23 protein-coding genes and 1 tRNA gene are annotated in these 24,300 nt (G+C 59.7%); 12 read left to right on the top strand and 12 right to left on the bottom strand.

Annotated elements, in window-relative coordinates; genetic code table 11:
* The first annotated feature begins 102 nt into the window (after positions 1-102).
* Entirely contained in the window at positions 103-519 is a 417-nt protein-coding gene (locus tag ACIOTL_RS05355; RefSeq protein ID WP_133833604.1) for a hypothetical protein, read from the top strand.
* Positions 520-607: 88 nt separating this feature from the next.
* Here the strand turns inward: ACIOTL_RS05355 and ACIOTL_RS05350 are convergent, their stop codons facing one another.
* Positions 608-1,765: a cystathionine gamma-synthase gene (locus ACIOTL_RS05350; protein WP_400342037.1), complete on the bottom strand. Its 1,158-nt coding sequence runs from the start codon at positions 1,763-1,765 to the stop codon at positions 608-610.
* Positions 1,766-1,792: 27 nt separating this feature from the next.
* Positions 1,793-3,157, bottom strand: a complete 1,365-nt coding sequence (locus ACIOTL_RS05345) for a pyridoxal-phosphate dependent enzyme (RefSeq protein ID WP_105657076.1) — start codon at positions 3,155-3,157, stop codon at positions 1,793-1,795.
* A gap of 139 nt (positions 3,158-3,296) precedes the next feature.
* Here ACIOTL_RS05345 and ACIOTL_RS05340 point away from each other — a divergent pair, with 139 nt between their 5' ends.
* Positions 3,297-4,259 carry a DNA-3-methyladenine glycosylase family protein gene (locus ACIOTL_RS05340; RefSeq protein WP_400342034.1) on the top strand — a complete coding sequence of 321 codons (963 nt, stop codon included), beginning with the start codon at positions 3,297-3,299 and terminating at the stop codon, positions 4,257-4,259.
* A 25-nt stretch (positions 4,260-4,284) separates the two neighbouring features.
* Here the strand turns inward: ACIOTL_RS05340 and trxA are convergent, their stop codons facing one another.
* Both trxA and ACIOTL_RS05330 read right to left on the bottom strand, forming a co-directional pair.
* Positions 4,285-4,659, bottom strand: coding sequence for a thioredoxin (gene trxA / locus ACIOTL_RS05335; RefSeq protein ID WP_105656896.1), 375 nt, complete (start codon positions 4,657-4,659; stop codon positions 4,285-4,287).
* Positions 4,660-4,800: 141 nt separating this feature from the next.
* A tRNA-Tyr gene (locus ACIOTL_RS05330) sits at positions 4,801-4,882 on the bottom strand.
* 182 nt (positions 4,883-5,064) lie between these two features.
* On the opposite strand from ACIOTL_RS05330, the gene ACIOTL_RS05325 reads away from it, so the two are divergent.
* A complete protein-coding gene (locus ACIOTL_RS05325; RefSeq protein ID WP_105656897.1) occupies positions 5,065-5,553 on the top strand; it encodes a YajQ family cyclic di-GMP-binding protein in 489 nt (162 codons plus the stop codon).
* Positions 5,554-5,668: 115 nt separating this feature from the next.
* Here ACIOTL_RS05325 and ACIOTL_RS05320 read toward each other — a convergent pair whose 3' ends face one another.
* Positions 5,669-6,304: a hypothetical protein gene (locus tag ACIOTL_RS05320; protein WP_400342033.1), complete on the bottom strand. Its 636-nt coding sequence runs from the start codon at positions 6,302-6,304 to the stop codon at positions 5,669-5,671.
* Between the two features lie 197 nt (positions 6,305-6,501).
* On the bottom strand, positions 6,502-7,380 hold the full coding sequence (gene htpX / locus ACIOTL_RS05315; protein ID WP_105656899.1) for a zinc metalloprotease HtpX: 879 nt from the start codon (positions 7,378-7,380) through the stop codon (positions 6,502-6,504).
* 238 nt (positions 7,381-7,618) lie between these two features.
* Between htpX and rarD the strand changes: the two genes are divergently transcribed.
* The gene (gene rarD / locus ACIOTL_RS05310) at positions 7,619-8,557 is read left to right on the top strand and encodes an EamA family transporter RarD (protein WP_400342030.1); all 939 of its coding nucleotides are present in this window, start codon (positions 7,619-7,621) and stop codon (positions 8,555-8,557) included.
* 94 nt (positions 8,558-8,651) lie between these two features.
* Here the strand turns inward: rarD and gabT are convergent, their stop codons facing one another.
* The 3 genes from gabT to ACIOTL_RS05295 all read right to left on the bottom strand — a co-directional run bounded on the left by gabT (position 8,652) and on the right by ACIOTL_RS05295 (position 11,955).
* Positions 8,652-9,995, bottom strand: coding sequence for a 4-aminobutyrate--2-oxoglutarate transaminase (gabT, locus tag ACIOTL_RS05305; RefSeq protein ID WP_400342028.1), 1,344 nt, complete (start codon positions 9,993-9,995; stop codon positions 8,652-8,654).
* A 206-nt stretch (positions 9,996-10,201) separates the two neighbouring features.
* Positions 10,202-10,345 carry a methionine/alanine import family NSS transporter small subunit gene (locus ACIOTL_RS05300; RefSeq protein WP_332487043.1) on the bottom strand — a complete coding sequence of 48 codons (144 nt, stop codon included), beginning with the start codon at positions 10,343-10,345 and terminating at the stop codon, positions 10,202-10,204.
* Positions 10,346-10,347: 2 nt separating this feature from the next.
* A complete protein-coding gene (locus ACIOTL_RS05295) occupies positions 10,348-11,955 on the bottom strand; it encodes a sodium-dependent transporter (protein ID WP_400342026.1) in 1,608 nt (535 codons plus the stop codon).
* A 114-nt stretch (positions 11,956-12,069) separates the two neighbouring features.
* Here ACIOTL_RS05295 and ACIOTL_RS05290 point away from each other — a divergent pair, with 114 nt between their 5' ends.
* The 4 genes from ACIOTL_RS05290 (at position 12,070) to ACIOTL_RS05275 (ending at position 14,792) form a co-directional block, all read left to right on the top strand.
* The gene (locus ACIOTL_RS05290) at positions 12,070-13,473 is read left to right on the top strand and encodes a PucR family transcriptional regulator (RefSeq protein WP_400342025.1); all 1,404 of its coding nucleotides are present in this window, start codon (positions 12,070-12,072) and stop codon (positions 13,471-13,473) included.
* 18 nt (positions 13,474-13,491) lie between these two features.
* Positions 13,492-13,926, top strand: coding sequence for a hypothetical protein (locus ACIOTL_RS05285; protein WP_105656905.1), 435 nt, complete (start codon positions 13,492-13,494; stop codon positions 13,924-13,926).
* Positions 13,926-14,438: an HIT family protein gene (locus ACIOTL_RS05280; RefSeq protein ID WP_388022801.1), complete on the top strand. Its 513-nt coding sequence runs from the start codon at positions 13,926-13,928 to the stop codon at positions 14,436-14,438. Before ACIOTL_RS05285 ends, ACIOTL_RS05280 begins: the two co-directional genes overlap by 1 nt.
* 183 nt (positions 14,439-14,621) lie before the next feature.
* On the top strand, positions 14,622-14,792 hold the full coding sequence (locus ACIOTL_RS05275; RefSeq protein ID WP_166650716.1) for a hypothetical protein: 171 nt from the start codon (positions 14,622-14,624) through the stop codon (positions 14,790-14,792).
* Positions 14,793-14,875: 83 nt separating this feature from the next.
* On the opposite strand, the gene ACIOTL_RS05270 is transcribed toward ACIOTL_RS05275, so the two are convergent.
* The gene (locus ACIOTL_RS05270) at positions 14,876-15,973 is read right to left on the bottom strand and encodes a polyprenyl synthetase family protein (RefSeq protein ID WP_400342024.1); all 1,098 of its coding nucleotides are present in this window, start codon (positions 15,971-15,973) and stop codon (positions 14,876-14,878) included.
* Between the two features lie 290 nt (positions 15,974-16,263).
* Here ACIOTL_RS05270 and ACIOTL_RS05265 point away from each other — a divergent pair, with 290 nt between their 5' ends.
* From ACIOTL_RS05265 to ACIOTL_RS05250, 4 genes are all read left to right on the top strand, one after another.
* Positions 16,264-17,601, top strand: coding sequence for an isochorismate synthase MenF (locus ACIOTL_RS05265; RefSeq protein WP_400342022.1), 1,338 nt, complete (start codon positions 16,264-16,266; stop codon positions 17,599-17,601).
* A gap of 166 nt (positions 17,602-17,767) precedes the next feature.
* Positions 17,768-18,556, top strand: a complete 789-nt coding sequence (locus ACIOTL_RS05260; protein ID WP_400342021.1) for a transporter substrate-binding domain-containing protein — start codon at positions 17,768-17,770, stop codon at positions 18,554-18,556.
* A gap of 98 nt (positions 18,557-18,654) precedes the next feature.
* Positions 18,655-19,446 (top strand): amino acid ABC transporter permease, encoded by a 792-nt coding sequence (locus ACIOTL_RS05255; RefSeq protein ID WP_105656910.1) that lies wholly within the window; start codon positions 18,655-18,657, stop codon positions 19,444-19,446.
* A gap of 13 nt (positions 19,447-19,459) precedes the next feature.
* Complete coding sequence (locus tag ACIOTL_RS05250) at positions 19,460-20,242, top strand: amino acid ABC transporter ATP-binding protein (RefSeq protein WP_133833593.1); 783 nt, start codon at positions 19,460-19,462, stop codon at positions 20,240-20,242.
* A gap of 70 nt (positions 20,243-20,312) precedes the next feature.
* Here the strand turns inward: ACIOTL_RS05250 and menD are convergent, their stop codons facing one another.
* Positions 20,313-22,004: a 2-succinyl-5-enolpyruvyl-6-hydroxy-3-cyclohexene-1-carboxylic-acid synthase gene (gene menD, locus ACIOTL_RS05245; RefSeq protein WP_400342263.1), complete on the bottom strand. Its 1,692-nt coding sequence runs from the start codon at positions 22,002-22,004 to the stop codon at positions 20,313-20,315.
* 155 nt (positions 22,005-22,159) lie between these two features.
* Positions 22,160-24,283 carry a PhoX family protein gene (locus ACIOTL_RS05240; protein ID WP_388022814.1) on the bottom strand — a complete coding sequence of 708 codons (2,124 nt, stop codon included), beginning with the start codon at positions 24,281-24,283 and terminating at the stop codon, positions 22,160-22,162.
* Between the last annotated feature and the right edge of the window lie 17 nt (positions 24,284-24,300).

Below are 24,300 nucleotides of genomic sequence, written 5' to 3'. Positions count from 1 at the left end.
TGATGTTCGCGAACACTTAATGCTAGCTTGAACAGGCCACTATTGTCAGTGTCGAGAGCGTGTGAGATCGGGCACCGCACCAAAGCACGTAGGGTTGAGAACGTGAAGAAACCACTTTTTCCGCGACGTCCAGATGAGCCCACCCCAGGCGGATTGTTCATCGCCCAAATGCTATGGCTCCTAGCCGGAGTGCTTTTTCTCGGCTTCGGAGGCTTCCTGGCTTACGAGCATATCCAGGATTCCGCACTGGATTTCGGAGCCATTGCGCTGATGATCTTTTTCGCCGCCGCCGGCCTTGCCTGCTGTGTGCTGGGTTACCGCTTATTCACCGGGGACCGGGCCGCGCGCGCCCAGCTGTCCTGGTTGGGCCTGATTACCGCGCTGCCGCTGTTGCTGCGATTCGGCCGCTATTCGCTGTTGGCTGCCATCATCATGTTCAGCGTGGCCTTGATGTGGATGCCAGCGAGCAACAGGTATTTCAAGATCGTGGATCCCAAACCGGCCAAGCGCCGCCGGTAGCCGATCCGGAACTTCGTTCAAAGCACCAAGGACCTGGGTTCCGTTGCCCTTTGCGGGCAGCGGAACCCAGGTCCTTTGCGCTTGGTTCTCACAGGTTGGCGAAGGCCTTATCCAGGTCTTCAATCAAATCCGCAGGGTCTTCGATGCCAACGGACAGGCGCAACAGGTTCACCGGAACCGCCAGCTCGGTACCCTTCACCGAAGCGTGGGTCATCTCCGACGGGTAGTTCATCAGCGATTCGATGCCGCCCAGGGATTCTGCCAAGGTGAATAGCTTGGTGCTCTCGGCAATCTTGCGGGCCGCCGATTCTCCGCCCTTGAACTGGACGGACACCATGCCGCCGAAGCCGGACATCTGCTTCTTGGCAATCTCGTGGCCCGGGTGGTCTTCGAAGCCCGGGTAGAGCACGCGCTCGACTTCGCTGCGCTCACGCAGCCACCCGGCAACCTGTGCGGCGTTCTCCGAGTGGGCGCGCATGCGAACGCCCAGGGTCTTCAGGCCGCGGGTGGTCAAGAAGGCGTCCATCGGGCCCGAGACGGCGCCCACGGCGAACTGTATGAAGCCGATCTTTTCTGCCAGCTGCGCATCCTTGACGATCACTGCACCGCCTACCACATCGGAGTGGCCGCCGATGTACTTGGTGGTCGAGTGGACCACGATGTCAGCACCCAGGGTCAGCGGCTGCTGCAGGAATGGGCTGGCGAAGGTGTTGTCCACGACCAGCAATGCGCCGGCAGCATGGGCGATTTCAGCGACCTTGGCGATGTCGGTGATGGTCATCATCGGGTTCGAAGGGGTTTCAACCCACACCAGCTTGGCCTTGTTCTTTTCGATGGCGGCGGCAAGGGCTGCTTCATCAGCCATGTTCACCGGAGTGTTGCCGATGCCCCAGTCGCCCAGCACGCGGTCAATCAGGCGGAAGGTTCCACCGTAGGCGTCGTTGCCCAGCACAATGTGGTCGCCCGGACGCAGGATGGCGCGGATCAGCGAATCCTCGGCGGCCAGGCCGGAGCTGAAGGAGAAGGCGTGGGTGCCGAATTCTGCGCCGGCCAACTGCGCCTGCAGCGCGTCGCGGGTCGGGTTGGTGCCGCGGCCGTACTCGTAGCCGTTGCGCAGGCCGCCAATGCCGTCCTGCGCGTAGGTCGAGGAGAAGTGCAGCGGCGGAACTACCGCGCCGGTGACCGGTTCGAATTCCTGGCCCGCATGGACAAAGCGGGTGTTTGCTCCCTGATGGTTTTCAGTCATCGATATCAATCCTTTGAGGTGTTGTCTCTAGCGGGTGGAGTAGGCCAAGAGGTCGGCTGCGGTAGCCGCGGCGATCACTTCGCCGCCCTTGGTCAGCAGTACGGCCGGGTGGCTCTTGAGCAGTTCCTGTGCATGTTCCGGGGTGTCTGCGGTGCCAATGAATGGCTTGGCCAAGTCGCCCAGGTCTGCGAGCGTACTGGTTGGTTCTGCGCCAGCCAGCAGTGCGTCGGTGATGTCCCCCGCGCCAATGACACCGCGGATCTCGCCGATACGCGCTGGCAACGGCGAGGTGGACACGACCAGTGCGTCATCGCCCTGCTCGCGCAGTGCCTTGGCCGCTTCGGCCAGGGTGGTATCCAAAGCCACCGTGGTGGTGCCCTGCTTGGCAAGTGCCGCGCCGATGAAGTCCAAGGCGGAGTATTCATCGGTGGTGAAGCCCTGGTCCAGCATCCACTGGTCGTTGAAGATCTTGGCCAGGTAGCCGCGGCCGCCATCCGGGGCGATCACGACAACTATGTCGTCTTCGCCCAGGTCCTTGGCTGCACGCAGCGCGGCGACCACTGCCATGCCCGAAGAACCGCCCAGCAGCAGGCCTTCTTCCTTGGCCAACCGGCGGGTCATTTCAAAAGCCTCAGCGTCGGTGACTGGTTCCACGGCATCCGGCACGGATGGGTCGTAGTTCCCTGGCCACATATCTTCACCGACGCCCTCGACGAAGTATGGGCGTCCGGTGCCACCGGAGTAGACCGAGCCATCCGGGTCAGCGGCAATGATCTTGACCGGGCCCGAGGCGCGGCCGGCGGAAACCTGCTTGAGGTAGCGTCCGGTGCCGGTGATGGTGCCGCCGGTTCCTGCGCTGATGACCGCATGGGTCAGCTTGCCGTCGGTATCGTTCCAGATTTCCGGTCCGGTGGTTTCGAAGTGGCTGTCGGGTGCTGCCGGGTTGGAGAACTGGTCGGGCTTGTAGGCGCCGTCGATCTCGGTAACCAGGCGGTCCGATACGCCGTAGTAGGACTGAGGCGAATCCGGGGCCACCGCGGTTGGGGTGACTACTACCTTGGCACCGTAGGCGCGCAGTACGTCGCGCTTTTCCTCGCCGACCTTATCCGGGGTGACGAAAATGGTGTTGTAGCCCTTGAGTTGGCCCACCATGGCCAAGCCGACACCGGTGTTGCCGCTGGTTGGTTCCACGATGGTTCCGCCGGGCTTGAGCTGGCCGGATTCTTCGGCGCGCTCGACCATCTTCAATGCGATGCGGTCCTTGATGGAACCACCCGGATTCAAGTACTCAAGCTTCACCAAAACAGTGGCTTTGATCCCTTCGGTGACTCGATTGAGCTTCACCAAAGGGGTATTGCCGATCAGATCTAGGACTGTGGACGCATACTTCATGTCAAGAACTTTACCGGCGGTTGTCATACATGTCGTTCCGGCACGTAGCGAAACGTCACGCAGTGGACGGGCACTTTTCATCAGTGCTAGGCAAGCCTGCCGCAAGCTACCGCAGGCACGAGGCTATAGGATGCGATTCATGGAGAAGCCGTTGAGCGCCGATTACGATCCGCACCGCCCCGTGTCCTTGCTCAAGACTCTGGGAATCCTGCGCCGGGGACTGGGCGATCCGACCATCCGCCTGTCCCAGAGCGAAGCATGGCTGGCCTTTGGAACACCGTTCGGAGATGCCACGCTGCGAATCAGCAAGCCCGCGCCCACCGCCCCGGCAACGTTTCAAGCATGGGGTCCCGGAGCCCCATGGGCCATCGGCTCAGCGCCGAACCTTCTAGGGGCGCTCGATGACTGGAGCGATTTCGACGCGAGGATCAAAGAAGGGCAGTTCCCGGAAATTATCGCGCGCACCCGCTCGTTGCATCCGGACTTCGTTCTGCCCCGCACCGGCAGGATCTTTGAGCACGCCGCCGGGGCGATCTTGGAACAGCGAGTGACCGGGATTGAAGCGAATTATGCCTGGCGCTGGCTGATCCGCCATTTGGGACAGCGAGCTCCGGGTCCGGCTCCCGAGGGCCTGATGATTTTCCCCGGACCGCAAAAGCTAGCCTCGATGAGGCGCTGGGACTGGCAAAAGGCGCGCGTTGAAGGACAGCGGGCTAACACCATGGCACGCCTGCTGCAGGTTGCCGGCAGTTTGCAGTGGTGGGCAGAGAAGCCAATGGACCATGCACGGCCCACCGCCAAGGCTCCGGGCACCTTGGAAGCCGCCTTGGGTTCGGTGCCGGGCATTGGTCCCTGGACAATTGCCGAAACCCTGCAGCGCTCCCACGGATCCAGTGACCATATTTCGGTGGGAGATTTCCATCTGGCTGATTTCGTGGGCCAGGTGCTTACCGGTTCCCGAATCAGCGATGGGCAAATGCTGGAGCTATTGGCGCCATACGCCCCGCACCGTCAACGCGTAGTGCGCTTGCTGCTGCACTCGGGGCAGAAAAAACAAAGCTTCGGGCCCCGTTACGCACCGCTGGATCACCGGCGGAGGTAAAGGAGCCCGAAGCCTCTAATGGTTCTTAGGAATCAGCCTGCGCGGCTTCCTCGGCGATCTGCTTGTGCACTTCGCTCATGTCAATGCCCTTGACCGCGGTGACGAGATCTTCGAGCTGGGTCTGGTTCAACGCACCAGCCTGCGAGAACACGAGGACCTGTTCGCGGAACGCCATGATGGTAGGAATCGAGGTCACGTTAGCTGCACGTGCCAGGCCCTGCTCAGCTTCGGTATCCACCTTGGCAAAAACGACGTCGCTGAACTTGTCCGAGGTCTGGTCATAAACCGGTGCAAACTGCTTGCACGGCCCGCACCAGTCAGCCCAGAAGTCCACGAGGACGATGTCGTTGTCTTCAATCAACTTCGCGAAGTCGTCTTCGCTCACATTTTTCGTTGCCATGGTTATACGGTAGCCGATCCTTATTTGAAATACGTAGAAAGGTGATCTTGTTCGGAACCGGGAATAGGAAAGATCCGGGTTGCCATGCATTCCTTCCGCATGCAAAAAACTCCCGGATCCTGGGATCCGGGAGTTATTTTGTGGCAGATACTGGATTCGAACCAGTGAAGGCGTTGCCAGCTGATTTACAGTCAGCCCCCTTTGGCCACTCGGGTAATCTGCCGAGTACGTTCGCTTCAAGAACATTTGCTCTTGTCGGAACGAGAAATAACTCTACAGGAGTTTTTCGATGTTGTGAAATCGAGAGGGGCATTTTTGCTGTAAGCCTGATCACACCCCAAATCCAGGGGGCAAAACCGGTAGGCTATGAAGCGAATCAGACCCGTTTCAACTAGGAGTATTCACATGGCTAGTGATTCCACATTCGACGTCGTAAGCAAGGTTGATAGCCAGGAAGTCGCCAACGCGATGAACCAGGCCCAGAAGGAAATTGCCCAGCGCTACGACTTCAAGGGCGTCGGCGCTGAAGTTGATTTCAGCGGCGAGAAGATCCTGATGAAGGCCAACTCGGAAGAGCGCGTCAACGCAGTACTGGATGTTTTCCAGTCCAAGCTGGTCAAGCGCGGCATTTCCCTGAAGTCATTGGATGCCGGCGAGCCATTTGCATCCGGCAAAGAATACCGCATCGAAGCAAGCATCAAGGAGGGCATCGCCCAGGATGTCGCCAAGAAGATCAACAAGCTGATTCGCGATGAGGCGCCTAAGGGCATCAAGTCAACCATTCAGGGTGACGAGCTGCGCGTCTCTTCCAAGTCCCGCGATGACCTGCAGGCCACCATGGCTCTGCTGCGCGACTTCGAAGAAGCGGATCTGCAGTTCGTGAACTTCCGCTAGGACTGACCCAGCGTTAGAAATCACGTGATACACAGCGAGGGCTGTTTCCCATTCACCATGGGAAACAGCCCTCGCTGCCATTCTGCGCACCACTGGATCATGGACCCGGGAAGGATCAGCGCTGATCCTCGTCGCGCTTCTGCTTCTTCAGCCTCTTTGCTTCTTCGCGGGCCTTCTTCGCGTAGTACTGTTCACGAGTCCTTTCCCTGGCCCGCCGCTTGATATCAGCAACATCATCAGCGAAGTGGTCCTGGGTCATGGCTTTGAATTCATTGAACTTCGCGGCCATCTCTTCCGGCGAAGGTCCCGGCACCCATGGTTTGATCCAGAGGATCTCAGCGGCGTTGCATGCGGCAACGAGCACTGTCACAAAACTGCTATCACGCAATGAGCTGGTAACTGCATAGGCCGCAGCAAAGCTGACCACGATGGACACCACGAATGGAAGGACGACGTACAGCACTCCCCCGGGGTTGGGACGGCGTTCTTTCAGGACAATCGGTCGAACGATGATGGCGCCGAGGATTTCCGAGAGGAGATACGAGATCGCCAGCGCGATAGCGAATGTGCCGAAAGCAGTGTGGAGGGCAATCCATGATGAGCAAATCCAGGCCGCAAGCAGGCAAGCCAATCCTTTGACCGTTCCGGTGGCCAGTTGACCGGCTATGGCATCCCCAAGCCTGGGCAGAAGTGCCGCGTCGTCGTCTCGCATCCTTGCTCCTTGCTCCTTGCTCCTTGCTCCTTGCTCCATCATCAGACGGCAGAGAGTCTTCTCTTCGGTGCCGCTACGATCAGCCTATCTTTGCTTGACTAGGGCAGACAAAGATCTTCGCCTCATCCTTTAGTAGGAGGGTCGATAACTATCAGTTCAACGGGAAAGGCCCAAAACAAGCTTAAGGCCGCATCTCCATATGAGATGCGGCCTTAAGCCCAGGAGCTGCTTTGCACTTAGTACCCGCGTCCGCCAGCCATCGCTTCAAGCCGTGCGATGCGATCCTCCATTGGCGGGTGGGTGGAGAACATGCGCTTGAGGCGCGAGCCGAATGGATTGGCGATCATCAGGTGCGAGCTGTTGACCAGCTTCTGGTCGTTGGAAGCCAGCGGAGCCTGCGTAATCCCCGATTCCAGTTTCCGAAGCGCGCTCGCCAACGCCAGCGGATCATTGGTCAGCTTGGCTCCGTCCTCGTCTGCATCATATTCGCGGGTGCGGCTCACGGCCATCTGGATGATCGACGCTGCCAGTGGCGCCAGCAGGGAAAGGGCAATCAAGGCGATCGGATTCACCCCGCGGTTGTCATTGCTGTTGCCGCCGCCGAAGAACATCAGGAACTGGGCAACGGAGGTGATGACGCCCGCAACCGCGGCGGCGACCGAAGAAGTGAGGATGTCCCGGTTGTAGACATGCATCAGCTCGTGGCCCAGCACCCCGCGCAATTCGCGTTCGTTCAGCAACTGCAGGATGCCTTCGGTGCAGCACACCGCCGAATTCTGCGGGTTGCGGCCGGTGGCAAAGGCGTTCGGCGAAGTGGTTGGCGAAACGTACAGTCGCGGCATCGGTTGCTGCGCGTTCATCGACAGCTCACGCACGATTCGGTACATTCCCGGCTGTTCCGCTTCGCTGACCGGGTAGGCGTGCATCGAGCGCAGAGCCAGCTTGTCGCTATTCCAATAGCTGTAAGCAGTAGTTCCGAGGCCGATCAAGGCAAATATCCAAATGAACATTGAACGGCCGGTACCCGCGGATATCAGCGAGCCAATGGCCAGCAGCAGGGCAAACATTCCGCCCATCAAAAAGGCGGTTTTGAGTCCGTTGTTATGTCCATGCACGGCGATGCACTCCCTCAATGAAGCAAACCAAGTTGGTGTTCTCTAGTCTAGTCAACGACTGGAATTCCATTTATGTTCCTGTGAAAATATCACAGTGCCGTGTGGAATGGCAGGCACCGCCGGCCCAGGGGAATATCCAGACGGCGGGAACGTTGTAGTTTTAAGATGCGGTTCCACAACTTGTTTCCCGGTGGGCCGCTCCCTTGATCCATTTTGTTTCTGAAAGTGTGCGCCCTGCATGTCCGTAAGTACCGCTAAACCGATCCGTTCAGAACATAGCTACGGACTGATCCAAGGCACCGCCGCGTACCTGATTTGGGGCATGCTCCCGGCTTACTTCCTATTGCTGCCTGACATCTCGGCCTTCGAATTCGTTGGCGTTCGCGTGATCTTCTCGCTGGTTTTCTGCCTGCTGCTGCTGGCGTTCACGCGCCAGGTCAAGCAGTTCCTTGGGATGTTCAAGGATTCCAAGACCATCTGGCAGTTGGGACTGGCCAGTGTTCTGATTGCAGCTAACTGGACTCTCTATGCACTGGCGGTCTTGACCGGACATGTGCTGGAAGCCTCGCTAGGCTACTTCATCAACCCGATTGTGGCAATTCTTCTGGGTGTTGTCGTCCTGAAAGAAAAATTGCGTCGGCTGCAATGGATCGCTGTTGCCATAGCCACCGTTGCTGTACTCGTCTTGACGATCGGCTTGGGACAGGTCCCTTGGATTTCCCTCGGTTTGGCTTTCTCCTTTGGCTTCTATGGCCTGGTAAAGAACAAAGTGGGCCAAAGCGGAACTGCACTGGGGTCCTTGACCATCGAAACCGTCTGGCTGACCCCGTTGGCCATCGGCTATCTGGTCTGGCTGGCCGCTGACGGGAAGTCTGCGCTGTTCTCAGCTGATGTTCCTGGCCTCTCGCTTTTGGCAGCGAGCGGCATCATCACCGCCGTTCCGCTCTTGCTCTTCGGTGGCGCGGCTCGCCGCCTGCCTTTGAGCACCTTGGGCTCATTGCAATTCCTCGCCCCGCTCTTGCAGTTCATCCTGGGCCTGCTGGTCTTTGGCGAGCACATGCCATTCGAACGCTGGGTTGGTTTCGCCTTGGTATGGGTTGCGGTGCTCTTCGTGCTCGTGGACATGATGCGAACTCCACGCATTGGCTCCATGCCCGAACCGAAAAAGTTGGTCTGAACGCCCGGTTGCACTCACCGCCGATACAGCGAATGCCTCGAATCTCCCGTGGGAGGTTCGAGGCATTCGCCGTTTAGGACCAGTTTTGGGCTACTTAGGCGACAGCCTTGCGGATCGCATCTTCCAATACGTTGAATGCATCTTCGAGCAGATCGTCGCCGATCACCAGCGGAGGCAAGAGGCGAACCACGTTGCCGTAGGTGCCGCAGGTGAGGATCAAGACGCCCTGGGCCAGGCATTCGGCTGCGATGGCCTTGGTCAGCTCGGCATCCGGTTCCTTGCCACCAGCCTTGACGAATTCCATTGCAACCATGCCGCCACGGCCACGGATGTCGCCCAGTTCCTTGATGTCCTTCTGCAGCGCACCGAAGCGGGTGAAGAACTTCTCTTCGATCTCGCGGGCGCGGCCCGCCAAGTCCTGCTCTTCCATGAACTTGATGGATTCCAGAGCCGCGGCCACAGCAACCGGGTTGCCGCCGTAGGTGCCGCCCAGGCCGCCACCGTGCACCGAATCCAGCAGGTCGGCACGGCCGATAATGCCCGACAGCGGCATGCCGCCGGCGATGCCCTTGGCCAGGGTGATGATGTCTGGCTCAATGCCTTCGATGTCCGAGGCGAACCAAGCACCGGAGCGTGCGAAACCTGCCTGGACTTCGTCGGCAACGAAGACAATGCCGTTTTCCTTGGCCCATTCGGCGATGCGCGGCAGGAAGCCGGTGGCCGGAACGATGAAGCCGCCCTCGCCCTGGATCGGCTCGATGATGATCGCAGCGATCTGCTCGCCGCCGATCTGCTTTTCCATGGCCAGGATCGCGCGCTCGGCTGCTTCCTTGCCGGAGATGTTCGGGTTCTCTTCGCGGTATGGGTAGCTCATTGGCATGCGGTAGATCTCCGGTGCCAGTGGGCCGAAGCCGCGCTTGTATGGGGCGGCCTTGGCTGTCAAGCCCATGGTGAGGTTGGTGCGGCCGTGGTAGGCGTGGTCGAAGGCGACGACTGCCTGGCGGCCGGTAGCAATGCGGGCTACCTTGATGGCGTTCTCGACCGCTTCGGCACCGGAGTTGAAGAAGACTGCACGCTTCTCGAAGTTGCCCGGAGTGATGGCAGCCAGCTTCTCGGCCAGCTCGATGTAGTTCTCGTACGGAGCGACCATGAAGCAGGTGTGGGTGAAGCGCGCGGCCTGTTCGGCGACGGCTTTGGCTACTGCCTGATTCGAGGCGCCAATGGTCGTGACGGCGATGCCGGAGCCCAGGTCGATGAGCTGGTTGCCATCGACATCGACAATGATGCCGCCATCAACCTCGGCCGCGTACACAGGCAGGCTGGAAGCTACACCGGCAGCAACTGCCTTGGCTCGGCGTGCGGCCAGTTCCTGCGACTTCGGGCCGGGGAACGGACCATTGATCTTGCGCTTCTGGTCAATGCGGTAGGTAACGTCCATGTGCTTGTCCTTCCAGAACTTATGAGTGAGCTCTCTGGCCCAGTTTTCTCTATAACTAGAGAGTATTCTCCTGAGCTCCAAGCCACTACGCGGATCGGCACAACACATTTCGTGTCGCATAGTGCATCTGCACAGGAAAAGGCCTCTTCGCTTCAAGCCGGAACTTGAAGCCAAGAGGCCTTCAATCTTGATGCAGTCTACAGGTTCTAATTGCCTGCCGAGCCAGCAGGCTCGATCACATCGTCATCGTGCTTTTCAGGATGGCGATTCAGGCTGATCAAGGCGATGGCCAGGCCTCCCCAAATGGTCAGCATGGAGATAATCATGAAGACAATCGCTATAGGACTCATGGCTAGTATTCCTTCCTGGACACTTCAGGGACTTCTTCTGCCTCGACGTTCGCACGATGCTGATCGAACTCGGGGTCGTTTTTCTTGGAGTTCTTGCTCCAAGGGACCAGGGACAGCAGGACCGCGCCGACAATCAATGCCCCGGCCATGCCCCAACCGAAGATCCCGAGGAACCAAACAGGGTAGTCCTCATAGGGAGTTGCAAGCTTGGTCTGGATTTCATTGATCAGCATGTAGCCCAAGACAGCTGGGCCCACGCCGCCGACCAGGACCATCCAGCCGGTACCCAGCTTGATGGAGCTGTGGCGGTTCAAGTGCTTGGCCAGCTTAGGCAGCATGCCCAGGCCTGCACCGAAGACGATCACGATCACCAGTGCGCAAGCGAGGATGCCGAACTGGTTCACGAACGCATCCATGGTGTCCAGCAAATACAATCCAGTGGTGGTTGGGAACAAGATCATGGAGATCAATGCCACTGGAACGACAACAACCAGGGTGGCCGACTGGCGCTTCCAGCCCAGCTTGTCCTGGAAAGCCGCAACAATCACCTCGAGGATCGAGATCAACGAGGTAATACCGGCAAAGACCAGCGAACCGAAGAACAGCACGCCGATGACGCCGCCCAAGGGAGCCTGCGAAACGATGGTCGGGAAGGCGATGAAGGCCAGGCCGATTCCGCTGGTTGCCACTTCGTCGACGGAGCTGCCGGCGTTGTACGCCATGAACCCCAGAGCCGCGAAGACGCCGATGCCGGCGAGCAGCTCGAAGCTGGAGTTGGCGAAAGCTACAACGTAGCCCGAACCGGTGAGGTCGCTCTTGCGCTTCATGTAGGACGAGTAGGTCACCATGATGCCGAAGGCCACCGACAGCGAGAAGAAGATATGGCCGAATGCCGCTGCCCACACCGAAGGATTCGACAGCGCCTCGAAGTTCGGCGTGAAGAAGGTATTCAAGCCGTCCACAGCACCTGGCAGGAAGACCGACTGGATAACGAGGATCAGGAACATCACGATCAGCAAAGGCATGAAGATCGCGTTGGCCCGCGAAATGCCCTTGTTCACGCCGGCAACCATGATCACGATGGCGATCAGCCAAACGCACAGCATCGGGAAGAAGACGCTGCCGACGAAGTCGAACCCGACGGTGACATCGTCCGCGACCTGCAGGAAGTCGCCCATGAAGAATCCGGCAGCCCCGTCCGGGTTCTTATCCCACGCCTTGGTGACCGAGAACCAGCAGTACATCGCGGCCCACGCAATGATGGCCGCGTAGTAGATGGCGATGATGAAGCAGACCAGCACCTGCCACCAGCCCAGGGCCTCGGCCTTGCGGTTGGCCCGGCGGTATGCCAGCGGAGCAGAGCCGCGGTAGCGGTGGCCGATGGAGTAGTCGAGGAACAGCAACGGAATGCCGGCGCAGAGAATTGCGACCAGATATGGGATCAAGAATGCGCCGCCGCCGTTTTCGTAGGCGACGTAAGGGAAACGCCAGATATTTCCCAGACCAACGGCCGAACCAATCGCTGAAAGGATGAACAACTTTCGGGAGCTGAAAGTTTCACGCTTCTCGGTTGCGAGTGGAGCGCCCTGTGATGAAGATGGAGTGCTCATGTGTCTAAGCTACTGCAAAATTTTCACATTGTGGTCATTTTTCGAGGTCGCGTGTCCATATTTTGAGCAATTTGCTGAATCGGGAACTTTTCGCCATCCCTCTAGAATGGCTACATGGCAATTAGTTTACGCGGTCTTCTGGAACATGACGAGCTCGACCTTCGACCGCTGACTGAACACACTCATCGCGATGGCATGGTCATCACCTGGGGTGCGGTGACCGAGCTGCTTGACCCGTCGCAGTTCCTCACCGGGCGAGAAATCGTGTTGACCACCGGGGTGCGCCAGAAGACCAAGGCCGCACAGCGGCAGTTCGTCAAAGTCCTTGCGGCCAACGATGCCGTAGCCCTGGGTTTCGGCACAGGCCTGGAACACGCCTCAGTCCCGCAAGCGACGGTTGAAGCGGCCCGCGAAGTAGGGCTTCCGGTCTTCGAGGTGCCCTATCAGATACCCTTTGCCGCAATTACCCGGCTGATCGCCGAAGCACTGAATTCCGACCACCTCAAGCGTGTTGAAAGCCTGCTGAAATCCCACCAGAAGCTGGCCCAGACACTGCTTTCCTCGGATCTGGACAGCATGCTCGAGGAACTCGAGCGAATGCTCGGCACCCAGGTAGCGCTGACCCTGCACGGCGAAGTGATCAGCGGGGACTATGATCCTGCACGTTCCTGGAATGAACGACCGGTGGCCACGGGTCTGCGTGATAAGTGCACCCTGCATATTGCAGAACCCTATGTCCACCATCCAGTGGTCGATTACGCGCAGTCGCTGATCGGGCTGGAACTGGCTAATAAATCCCGTCTGCGCGCCTCGCAGCGCCAGGCCAACGGCCAGGTGCTGGAGGACCTCGCCACTGGAGCCCTGGTTGGCGCCGATGCCGCTGGCCGGCTGGGGGCACTCGGCTTGAATACCCAGCGTGAGCACTCTGTCATCCTGGTGCAGGCTCCAGCACAGGTCGAGCGCTTGCAAACCCTGCCGCTGCCCGCCGATCTGTCCTCGCAGGTCTCAGCCATCATAGATGGCCGCCTGGCGATCATTGTCGCGCACAGCAAGCTGCAGCTGTCCATCAAGCACCTCGACGAGTATCTGCTCGCTGCCGGCCTTCCGGCTCGGGTGGGCTACGGCGGGCGCTACCCGAATACCACCGGCATCCGCTGGAGCTACTTCGAGGCCCTGGAGTCCCTGCGCCACGGAGAGCGGGTCAACGAACCCACCAAGCTTTCTCTCACCTCGCTCCTGCTCGCCGCCCACGATGTTCCGCTGCAGGATTTGGCCATCGAAGCCCTGGGCCCGCTGCAGGAATTCGACGCCTCCCACGATTCTGACCTATTGCTGACCTTGCGTGAATACCTCAACCGCGATGGCTCGGTGGGGGCCGTGGCCGAGTCCTTGGGCCTGCATCGCAACACAGTGCGCTACCGGATCCAGCAAATTTCAGATCTCTCGGGCTACGACCCGAATGTGACTAGCGACCGAGTCCAGCTCTGGATCGCGTTGAGTGCCCTTGAGCTGGGCTAATCTCGATAGGATAAAGACATGGCAGACATGTTTCTAGAGAAGTTCTGTTCCCTGGTTCCCAAGTACTTGGAAGACCAGTGGAACGAAGCCGATGGCTTGAGCGCCGAAGAATTGCGCGAAGGGCTGGCGCAGTCAGAGGTCTCAATTCCATTTGTCCTTGAAGAGTTCTATCGTGCTCTGGGCAACAATGAGGATTTCATGGAGGCCTACCACTACTTCTTCGACCCTGAAGAACTGGAAATCGAAGACGGCTACCTCCTGTTCCTGGAAGATGAGGAAGAGAAGTTCGTGTGGGGCTTCAAGGCATCCCAGCTCGATGTTCCGGATCCAATCGTCTACCGCCGCAGCAATGCCAAGGGAAAATGGACCAGCGAGGAAGGCACCTTCAGCGAATTCACCCTGGACATGTACACCTGGGTGTTTGAAGAGCTGGCCGCCGAATTGGAGGACTAGTGCTCCACCGTTCCCATGAACCAGCCAACTACCAGTGTCCCTTCTGCGAGCTGGTCAACGACCAGCCTTTCAGCCAGGACAACTTGTGCGCGCCCACGGATCTGATCTACCAGACAGATCTGGTGGCAGCAATCATGGCTTGTGATGGGTTCGGTAATTACGGCGGGCACGTGATGATCATTCCGACCGCGCATCTGGAAGCGCTCTACGATCTGGATGAGCAGACCGGCGCCGCGATCATGCGGGAGACCAAGCGCGTTGCCCTGGCGATGAAGCTCGCCTGGAATCCCGAGGGCACGAGCACGCGGCAGCACAATGAGCCTGCGGGCAATCAGCATGTTTGGCATTACCATCAGCACGTTTTCCCGCGCTACGCCGATGACGAGCTCTATCGGCAGCTGCGCCACCGGGTATCGATCCAGGATCGGGCCAGCAAAGCGCAGCAGCTGCGCCAAGCGCTCTTTTCCCCCGAGCATCCGCAGCCGCTGGTCCCGGAGAACATCGTCCGATAAGCACGAGGGCATGACGCTGGCGCGAGCGGGCCCCGGGAACGAGAATTCGTTGCCGGGGCCGGCTTGCCACTTATGGGAGACCTCAGGCATTTTCCGCTCAGCACTACGGCCATGCTCCCGGTCTACAGAAATATCATCATTGAGGCGGTACTGCATCTGACAGGGCCCTCATAAGATGAACACATGAATCCCCTGGTCCCGAATACCTACGAACTGATTATTTTCTACATCATCCCGGCCCTTGTGGCCATTGGCCTGGTCATTCTCGCCGTCAGATTCTTTACCGCCAGCAAGAATCGTCCTGGGAGTAAAGCGTCGACCGACGACGGGCAGAACTGCAACGACCAGCTCTAGCAGGGATCTGGCAGCCGCCCTGGGCAAAACAGAACCCCGGAAGACCTTTGCAGTCTTCCGGGGTTTTGTCTGTTCAAGCTTGCCTAGGCTTCGCGGGTAACAACCGCATCCGCGAAGGAAATCAGCGCCTGCTTCACGGTGCCCTCGGGCAGTGGAGCCAAGACGGCAATCGCGTCATCGGCCCACTGGCGTGCGGCCTTCCATGCATCATGGATTGCCTGGTGCGAGGTGACAGCTTCCACAGCGGCCGCCAGTGCTTCATCGGTGGCCAGATCCGCATCAACCAGTTCGATAGCCTGCTGCGCTTGCGCGTCGCCCTCGGCTGCTGCCTGGCGCAGCAGCAGAATTGGCAAGGTCGGCACGCCTTCACGCAAATCGGTGCCCGGAGTCTTGCCCGAGTCGGCTTCCGTGGATGCCAAGTCGATCACGTCATCGGCGACCTGGAAGGCAACGCCAACCTTTTCGCCATACTCGCGCAGTACCTCAATGTACTGCGGGGCGCCACCGAAACGGGCGCCGAAGGCTCCGGAGGTGGAGAGCAGCGACGCGGTCTTGTCGCTGATTACCTGGATATGGTGCTCGATGGCATCGCCGCCCTCGCGCGGACCGATGGATTCATGCAGCTGTCCGAGGCACAAGCGCTCGAAGGTGCGCGACTGCCACATGACTGCTTCTGGGCCCAGCTCGGATCCGAAGACCGATGCACGGGCGAAGATCAGGTCGCCGGCGAGAATCGCCACCGAGTTGCCCCACACCTCGTGAGCTGTTGGCGCACCGCGGCGCATTGGAGCAGAGTCCATGACGTCATCATGGTACAGGGTTGCCAGGTGGGTGAGTTCCACGACGGCGGCGGCCTTGATGACATCGTCATTCACGCCGTCGCCGAGCAGGGAAGTCAGCAGCACCAGCAAGGGACGCACTCGCTTGCCTCCGGCCTCAACGAGGTGGCGGCTGGATGCGTCGATCAAGGGGTCGGAGTTGGCCAGCGCGTCGCGCAGCAGCTTCTCCACCTTCGCCATGCCGATGGAAATAGCCGGACCGAAGTCCGGGTCCTCGGCCAGCAAAGCGAAGCCCGAGGGAAGATTGATGGCCGCAGCTAATGCAGCGGTTTCAGGATTCAGCTCAATCGAGTCGGACACGTCGTGTCCGGCTGCGGTCCAGTTGCTCTTCGAATCAGTCACTGTTCTACGGCTTACTTATCTTTCATCGGGTTGGCCATCGCGGTATGCGAAGGCAATCTGCCTGCAAGATGCACGCAAACATCTCTTCACTCTAGCCGATGCTTTCCACTGCACATTGCTGGCATGGCCAGACCGGGCATACCGGTCTGGTACCAGCGACCTAGGAGGTCGTTTTAGAGTTTACCGGGTTCCCCCGGCACTTCTCACCAGACCCGGCCGATCTCACAGGGGTGACTACGGACACCCGCAAGCCTTTTCCCCCGGCATTGCGCGGTAGGCTTAGCCTTATCATGTCTGCAGATTCGCCCGTTCTTAGCGCCAGCGCTCATCAGCCGTCGGCTCCTGTTCTCACCAGCATCACCTTTGAATACCTTGATGCCCCCGAAACACTAGTTGCCGACTCATTGCGTCACCGAAGCTTGGTCTGGACCCGCAACGGCCACGGTCTGGTTGGCTTTGGCACTGCGGCCCGCTTGCACACCCACGGCGAAGAGCGCTTTGCACGTGCCCGCGCCTGGCTGGCACAGATCATCGAACAGGCACAGATCATTGACCCGATCGCCCGCCCCGGCAGCGGCCTGGTGTCCTTCGGATCTTTTGCCTTCTCCTTCACCAGCGTCTTCGAATCGCGCATGGTGATCCCGCAGCTGGTGATTGGCCGCGATGAGGAAAAGTCCTGGATTACCATCACCGGCAGCGCAGAGGAACTCGACGGGCTGACCTACCAGCAGGCCTTGGCCCGCGCCGAAGCCGCGATGGCCGATGCGTCGTTGCCGGCGGGCGAACCGGGCAGCATTGAACTGACCAGCGGACAGCTGACCGCCGGTTCCTATCTTGATGCCGTGGATCAGGCGCTGGGCCGCTTCGAGGAACGCGGAATTTCCAAGCTGGTGCTGGCCCGCGACGTGTTGGCGCACAGTTCCACCCCGATCAATCTTGCCCGCGTGGTCGATGCGCTGACCGAGCACTATGGCAATTGCTGGACCTATTCAGTTGACGGCCTGGTAGGCGCTACCCCGGAGATGCTGGTGCGCGTTACCGACGGCTTGGCCGAGGCCCGCGTATTAGCTGGCACGCTCGACCGCGCGGCTGCTGGCGCCGAGGACCCCGGATTCGCACACCGCAACCTCTTTGAAGATCCGAAGCAGCGCAACGAGCACCAGCTGGCCATAGATTCGCTCACGGCTTCCCTGAATCCCATTTCGCACGGCATGAGCGCGCCGGAAGAACCTTTTATTCTGCAGCTTCCCAATGTTTGGCATTTGGCCAGCGACGTACGCGCCCAGTTGCGCGCCGATGCCGCCGGGGTTCTGCCTACCGCTCTGGATGTTGCCGAGATTTTCCATCCGACCGCTGCAGTGTGCGGCACGCCGACCAAGAAGGCTGGCGTGCTCTTGCGCGAGCTGGAAGGCATGGACCGCGGACCGTATGCCGGCCCCGTGGGCTGGGTTGACAGCCGTGGCGATGGCGAATTCGGCATCGCGCTGCGTGGCGGAATCCTGGAACACGAAAAGCTGATGCGCCTGTACGCGGGCTGCGGCATTGTTCCGGGATCGGTGCCCGAGGATGAACTAGCCGAATCATGGGCGAAGATGCGTCCCATGCGCCAAGCCCTCGGAGCCGAGTAGGCGCAGGCTGCGCAGCGGATCAAGGCCGCCAGGATCGCACTGAGCATAAATAATCCTTAGTCTCGACGCGACATGTGTGAGGTGAATCTCAGCCTAGTGTTGCCCCGGTTATGATTGTGGCTACGCACTGATCCACTCGCATAACCCGAAAGTAGGTTCTGATCCTATGCGTAGTCTCAAGAAGAAGTTCGCCTCCGCTGTTGCCGTCACGTCCGTTGCATTGCTGGCGCTCACCGCCTGCGGTTCCGGCTCCAGTTCCGAAGGTGAAGCCGAAGCTGGTTCCTTCCCGCTCAACGAAGGCAAACTCACCATTTGCTCAGACATTCCTTACGAACCATTCGAATTCGTCAAGGACGGCAAGAACGTCGGCTTCGATATGGATATCGCTGCCGAGATTGCCAAGGATGCAGAACTGGATCTGAACGTCATCGACGCCAGCTTCGACTCCATTGAATCCGGCCTGTTCAGCACCCAGTGCGATATCGCGATCTCCTCGATATCGATCACCGAAGAGCGTTCGGCCAAGATGGACTTCTCCACCCCTTATATGGATGACGATCTGGTGCTGATTTCGGCTGACGGTTCTGAAATCAAGGATCTTGAATCCGCCAAGGACAAGAAGGTCGGCGTCCAGCAGGCCACCACCGGCGAGAAGTACGCCAAGGAACAGGGCTTGAGCAACATCGTTGGCTTCGAGGATGCCGGTTTGCAAACCCAGGCACTTCTGGCTGGCCAAGTGGATGCATTGCTGGGCAACCAGTCGGTCTTGGGCTACGCGATCAAGGATAAGGACGGCTTCAGCGTCGTGGCCGACTTCAAGACCGGCGAGCAGCTGGGCATTGCGGTTCCACAGGAGCAGCCAAAGACCTTGGAACTGGTCAATGGCACCCTCAAGCGGCTGGCCGATGCAGGAACCATGGAAGAACTGACTGTGAAGTGGTTCGGCGAGAAGTAATTCTCGAGCATCATCTGATTCCAAGGCAAGCGGGGGCATGGACTGCACCCACAGGTTGGCAGTCCAGCTTCCGCTTCCTTTATGAGAGGTAATCAAGCATGGCAATGACTACACGTCAGCGCGCCCGCATGAGCAAGACCATTCAAATCGCCATCTTCATCATCGCGATCATCGCACTGGTCTTGGCCGTTGATTGGAACAAGGCCATTTATGCCTTCTTCTCCTTCGACAAATTGGGACCGATGTTCCCTGGCATGATCTTGGTCGGTCTGAAGAACACGATCTTCTACACGATCATCTCCTTCGCCTTCGGCCTCATCCTGGGTCTGCTTCTGGCCCTGATGAAAATGGCGTCCTTCGCGCCCTATCGCTGGTTCGCCACTGCATTTATCGAATTCTTCCGCGGTATTCCAGCCATCCTGGTCCTATTGGCCTTCGGCTTCGGCTTGCCGCAGGCGTTCGGAACCCAGTGGCCGCAGCCGGTCAATGTCATGTGCGCCTTGGGCCTGGTCTCGGCCGCCTACATCGCTGAGACCCTGCGTGCAGGCCTGCAGGCGGTGCCAAAGGGACAGACCGAAGCTGCACGTTCGTTGGGCATGCCAGCGTGGCGTGCCATGGTCACCATCGTGATTCCGCAGGCGTTCAAGATCGTGTTGCCGCCAATGACCAACGAAATCATCTTGCTGACCAAGGACACCTCGTTGGCATTCATCCTCGGTGCGTCGATGGCCCAGTACGAAATGACCAAGTTTGGCCGTGATGGCATTTCGCAAATCGATGCCGGCATCACCCCGCTGGTTGTCGCCGGCCTGTTCTACTTGGTGATCACCATCCCGCTGAGCTTGGTGGCCCGCAAGTTTGAATCCCGCGCCGCCAAGACCAAGCGATAGATAGGACTTGAAAATGTCGACTGACACCAATGAACTTTCAGTCCATGCTTCGGGCGTGGAAATCACCGGACTGCGCAAGTCATACGGTAGCAACGAAGTGCTCAAGGGCATTGACCTGAATGTTGCTCCGGGCGAGGTTGTCTGCCTGATCGGCCCATCCGGATCAGGCAAGTCCACCCTGCTGCGTTGCGTGAACTTGCTGGAGCAGCCAAACGGGGGAACCATTATGGTCGGTGGCTTCAACGTCACCGATCCCGATGTGAACCTGGACAAGATGCGCCAGCAAGTAGGCATGGTCTTCCAGCAGTTCAACCTGTTCCCGCACCTGACCGTGCTGGAGAACTGCACCATATCCCCCATCAAGGTGCTCAAGCGCAAGAAGGCCGACGCCCAGAAGGTCGCGTTGCGCAATCTGGAGCGTGTAGGCCTGGGCGACTTCGGCGATCGCTACCCCGACCAGCTTTCCGGCGGCCAGCAGCAGCGCGTGGCCATTGCCCGAGCGCTATCCATGGAACCAACGCTGATGCTCTTCGATGAGCCAACCAGCGCATTGGATCCTGAGACCGTCGGTGAGGTTCTGTCCATTATGAAGAATCTGGCCCAAGCGGGCATGACCATGCTGGTGGTCACCCACGAGATGGCTTTCGCCAAGGAAGTTGCTGACCGTGTGTTCTTCATGGACGGTGGCGTCGTGGTGGAAGAAGGCAAGGCCGTGGATGTCATTGGCAATCCGCAGCAGCCACGTACCCAGGACTTCCTGCGTCGCGTGCTCGATCCCACGCACGTGGATATCTGAGTTCAACTGCAAAAATTCCCCTGCGTTGCCCATCGTTGCCGATGGTCGACGCAGGGGAATTTCTTTTTCCCTACAGCTCTGGCCAGGCTAGCTGCCCGATCTGTTGATTTAATTCAAGATTCTCGGCGCGCAGGCTGCTCCGCGACGCAGGCACTTCAATCAGGCGCAGGTTCGCCGGCTGCGTTGAAGCCAAGACGGCGCTGAGCTCTTCCTTGCTTGCGGCCCTGGCGTACTGCCACCCATAGGCTTCGGCGAGCGCAGGCAGGCTCAGCTGCTGCGGTGTGGCAAAGAGCCGTTCCACCGCATTGGCGTAGCGGCCCGAGGCATCCACGGCACCATGCTCCAGAGTGGAGAAGATCGCTCCTCCCCCGTCGTTGTAGACCACGATATCCACCATTGGCTGCTCGTCGCCGGGGGTCCAGGACAGCGAGCTGGCGTCATGGGCGAAGGTAATATCTCCCATCACCGCAAGCGTCCGCTTTTTGCTTCCCTGGGCCAGGCCCAGGGCGGTGGCAATGGTCCCATCGATTCCGGCAAGACCGCGGTTGGCGTGCACGGTCATAGTTGGTTCGGGTGCCGGTCGGGTCGCCAGGTCGAAGTCGCGAACGATGTTGGATGAGCCCAGCAGCAGGACTTCCGGCGCGTGATCCCAAATAGCTTCGGCAACATCTACCCCGTTAATCAGCGATTCGCGGCTTAGGCGTTGCCGTACTTCCAAAGCTTGGGCATCAAGCTGCTGCCACGCTTCCAACCACCCCTCTGCACCGGTTCCGGCGAACTCCTGCAATTCGCTCCACGAGCTGACCAGGGTCTCGCGGCGCCGTCCCGCTTCATACCAGGCCGCTGGCGCAGGCTGCCAAATCACCGATTCGATCGCTGGGTTGGCCAGGAGCTGGCCTACCGGGCGGCTCAATGTCGGACGGCCAAAGAGCACCACTCGTTCAATGCGGTCCATGCCTGCCGCGATCAGCGGACGGTAGTGGCCAATGGCGTTGGCCGAGAAGCGTGCGTTAGAAGATGGTTCGGCAAATAATGGCAGCCCCAGAGTGTGGGCGAATCGTTGCGCCTCTTCTCCGGCGCCATGCCCGGCGATGACAACGCTCCGGCGTGGCTCCAGCTGCTGGACCGGCAAGCTCGCCCTGTCCAGCTGGTCGTGTGCCTGCCACTGCCCCGGCTCAACTGCCGTCCAGCTTTGGCTCTCGATCCTCTCGTCCTGTGCAGGGGTGAGCGGATCCCGGAACTGCAGATTCAATTGGACCGGACCTGCGGCTGTGTGCTGGTCGCCGGCCAAGGCCAGTAATGCGCGTTGAACCTCGTGTTGCGGATCTGTCCCAGCGGGGACATTGGCGGCCAGGCGAACGTGCTCGCCAAAGAGGGTTTTCTGGCGTGTACTCTGGCTGGCACCGGTGCCGTGCAGTTCATCGGGACGGTCGGCAGAAAGGACCAGAAGTGGTGTCGCGGTGTGGTTGGCTTCCATTACTGCAGGCAGCATTTGCCCGATGGCCGAGCCGCTGGTGGCGGCGAGGGCGACCGGCCGCATGGTGCTTTGGGCGAGGCCCAGTGCCATGAAGGCCGCGGAGCGTTCGTCGATGCGCACATGGATATCCAGGATCCCCGCGGCTTCTGCCTCGGCTGCAGCATAGGCCAAGGGCGCGCTGCGCGAACCGGGAGAAATCACCAGATCCCTGATCCCGGCACTGATCAGGGCGGAGAGCACATGGCGAGCTGTAGTGATGGCGCGTTGCTCGCCAGGTTGCTGCATTCCCACGCCGCATGACTCCTTAGATTCCAAAGCTGAAGGCAATGATCCAAGTCTATGCCTTGACGTGCCGGTCAACCGACTTGGAACGGCAAAGGGCGCCGGCCGGATCCCGGAGAGGATCCTGCCGACGCCCTTGCACTGCAGGCTAATCCGACTTATTTGTCGTGACCCTTGCCTTTGTCGTGTCCCTTGCCCTTGCCGTTGCCCTTGCCCGGCTTCGCATCTTGCTTGAAGACCTGGACGACCGATGGGCGCGGGCCGTAGAACTCGCCCTTGCCGGCTCCTCCTGCGTTCTTCACGAAGTCCGGGAACAGCGAGGTAGGGCTGGCAAAACTGCCGCCTTCACCCGGGTGCTGCACCGCGACGAAGACCGAGTTGTCCTTGTCATGGATCAGCGGGCCGCAGGTCTCTGCGCCGGTTGGCACGGCCAGGAACTGCTCGACACGGCCGCGATCCTTGCCGGTCAGGGTGACCTTGTGCAGTGCATCGGAGTAGCCGATGGTGCCAGGGGCGCCGTCGGTGGAGATCCACAGGTTGCCCTTGGAATCGAATGCCAGGTTATCCGGGCAGGAAATCGGCGAGACCTTGTCCGTTGGGTAGCCGGAGAAGTAGGTCGATCCGTTCACATTTGGATCGCCGGCAACCAGCAAGATGTTCCAGGTGAACTTCGCGGCGGTGGCGTCGTTGCCGGCTTCAGTGATTTCCAGAACGTGGCCGTCGCGGTTGCGTACCCGTGGGCTGACCTCGGTTGCGCCTTCCTTGCCGTCCTTGCCGCGGTCGGTGTTGTTGGTCAGTGCCACGTAGACCTTGCCGGATACCGGGCTCGGCTCAACGTCTTCGGGACGGTCCAGCTTGGTGGCGCCGACCTTGTCAGCTGCTTGGCGGGTGTAGACCAGCACCTCGTCGACGCCCATGCCCTCCACCTTGGATTCGCCGTTCTTCACCAGTGGCAGCCAGGTTCCCATGCCGTCGAAAGCACCATCAGACGGAACTGCGCCGCTGCCGTCGATCTCGCTTGCTGGAGAGTTGCCGGCGAACTTGGCAACGTACAGGTCGCCTTCGGAGAGCAAGCCCATATTGTGCTTGCGATCGTGCTTGGAGAAAGTGTTTTTCGAGACGAACTTGTACAGGTACTCGAAGCGCGAGTCATCGCCGGAGTAGGCAACAACCTTGCCGTTCTTGGCAATGCGAACGTTGGCGCCCTCGTGCTTGAAACGGCCCAGGTTGGTGTGCTTGACCGGGGTGGACGAAGGGTCCTGCGGATCGATTTCGACTACCCAGCCGAAACGGTTGGCTTCGTTTTCGAAGCCTTCGTTGTGCAGGCCGAAGCGCGGGTCGCTTTCTTCCCAGCCACGGCCGGTCGCGGCGGTGCCAATGCCGTAGCGGGATTCCTCGGCGGTGCCCTTGCCGCGGAAATACTGGTCGAAGTTTTCTTCACCGGAGAGTACGGTGCCCCATGGGGTGGTGCCTCCGGCGCAGTTGTTCAAGGTGCCAAGAACCTTGGTACCGGTTGGATCTGCGGCGGTCTTGAGCAGGTCGCTGCCTGCGGCTGGGCCATCGACCCGGAATTCAGTACTAGCGGTGATGCGGCGGTTGCGTTCGCCGCCCTGCACGTAGCTCCACTTCTTGTCATTCTTCTTGCGCTTGACCTCGACCACTGAGAAGCCATGCGCGTTCATCGCGATCTTGCGGGCTTCTTCCTGGTTCGCTTCGAACCAAGCCGAGTCGAACATCATGTCTTCATTGGTGTATTCGTGGTTGGCAACCAGCACGCCGGTGCGTCCCGAGTACTTGTCGACAATGATGTCCAGGTAGTCGCAGTTGTAGCCGAACTGCTCAGCCTGCTTGCGGGCGGACTGCTTGGAAGCATCGAATTCCGCGGTGTTCTTGAAGAGCGGGTCGCCCCAGCGGATGATGGCATTCCAGTCATAGCCTTCTGGAACGGAAACAGTATCCACCGAACGCGACACCGGCTCAATGGCATCGAATGAAAGGTGCCCGCCCTTACCCGGCTTCATTGGCACCAGTGGTGCCGCGGTAGCGTCGGCTGCACCGAAAAGCTGCGGGCCGATGACCAGCGCTGAAGCACCGACGGCTCCCAGGCCCAGCATGCTGCGGCGGGAGAGCGATTTGTCGGCAATGTCCTTGAAGTAGCCGTTGGACGAAGTGTTGCAATCTGGCTTGGTGCAGGCGTCGGCGCACTTGAAGTGGCAAGTAGCTGCAGAACGACCGCCGCGGGTGTGGCCCAGCATTGGCAAAAGGGTACGGGTTGGATTCATGATCCGCTCACTCCCTC

Source organism: Glutamicibacter sp. NPDC087673 (genome assembly GCF_044743255.1).
GTDB lineage: Bacteria > Actinomycetota > Actinomycetes > Actinomycetales > Micrococcaceae > Glutamicibacter.
This window is presented reverse-complemented; position numbering and strand designations above follow the sequence as displayed.

What these genes read in the sequence shown, in the direction of transcription:
- ACIOTL_RS05260 (WP_400342021.1), top strand. Translation starts at nt 17,768, where the DNA reads ATGCGTAGTCTCAAGAAGAAGTTCGCCTCCGCTGTTGCCGTCACGTCC.
- ACIOTL_RS05340 (WP_400342034.1), top strand. Translation starts at nt 3,297, where the DNA reads ATGGAGAAGCCGTTGAGCGCCGATTACGATCCGCACCGCCCCGTGTCC.
- ACIOTL_RS05265 (WP_400342022.1), top strand. Translation starts at nt 16,264, where the DNA reads ATGTCTGCAGATTCGCCCGTTCTTAGCGCCAGCGCTCATCAGCCGTCG.
- menD (WP_400342263.1), bottom strand. Translation starts at nt 22,004, where the DNA reads ATGCAGCAACCTGGCGAGCAACGCGCCATCACTACAGCTCGCCATGTG.
- rarD (WP_400342030.1), top strand. Translation starts at nt 7,619, where the DNA reads ATGTCCGTAAGTACCGCTAAACCGATCCGTTCAGAACATAGCTACGGA.
- ACIOTL_RS05300 (WP_332487043.1), bottom strand. Translation starts at nt 10,345, where the DNA reads ATGAGTCCTATAGCGATTGTCTTCATGATTATCTCCATGCTGACCATT.
- ACIOTL_RS05295 (WP_400342026.1), bottom strand. Translation starts at nt 11,955, where the DNA reads ATGAGCACTCCATCTTCATCACAGGGCGCTCCACTCGCAACCGAGAAG.
- ACIOTL_RS05350 (WP_400342037.1), bottom strand. Translation starts at nt 1,765, where the DNA reads ATGACTGAAAACCATCAGGGAGCAAACACCCGCTTTGTCCATGCGGGC.
- ACIOTL_RS05240 (WP_388022814.1), bottom strand. Translation starts at nt 24,283, where the DNA reads ATGAATCCAACCCGTACCCTTTTGCCAATGCTGGGCCACACCCGCGGC.
- gabT (WP_400342028.1), bottom strand. Translation starts at nt 9,995, where the DNA reads ATGGACGTTACCTACCGCATTGACCAGAAGCGCAAGATCAATGGTCCG.
- trxA (WP_105656896.1), bottom strand. Translation starts at nt 4,659, where the DNA reads ATGGCAACGAAAAATGTGAGCGAAGACGACTTCGCGAAGTTGATTGAA.
- ACIOTL_RS05275 (WP_166650716.1), top strand. Translation starts at nt 14,622, where the DNA reads ATGAATCCCCTGGTCCCGAATACCTACGAACTGATTATTTTCTACATC.
- ACIOTL_RS05320 (WP_400342033.1), bottom strand. Translation starts at nt 6,304, where the DNA reads ATGGAGCAAGGAGCAAGGAGCAAGGAGCAAGGAGCAAGGATGCGAGAC.
- ACIOTL_RS05345 (WP_105657076.1), bottom strand. Translation starts at nt 3,157, where the DNA reads ATGAAGTATGCGTCCACAGTCCTAGATCTGATCGGCAATACCCCTTTG.
- ACIOTL_RS05255 (WP_105656910.1), top strand. Translation starts at nt 18,655, where the DNA reads ATGGCAATGACTACACGTCAGCGCGCCCGCATGAGCAAGACCATTCAA.
- ACIOTL_RS05290 (WP_400342025.1), top strand. Translation starts at nt 12,070, where the DNA reads ATGGCAATTAGTTTACGCGGTCTTCTGGAACATGACGAGCTCGACCTT.
- ACIOTL_RS05250 (WP_133833593.1), top strand. Translation starts at nt 19,460, where the DNA reads ATGTCGACTGACACCAATGAACTTTCAGTCCATGCTTCGGGCGTGGAA.
- ACIOTL_RS05285 (WP_105656905.1), top strand. Translation starts at nt 13,492, where the DNA reads ATGGCAGACATGTTTCTAGAGAAGTTCTGTTCCCTGGTTCCCAAGTAC.
- ACIOTL_RS05325 (WP_105656897.1), top strand. Translation starts at nt 5,065, where the DNA reads ATGGCTAGTGATTCCACATTCGACGTCGTAAGCAAGGTTGATAGCCAG.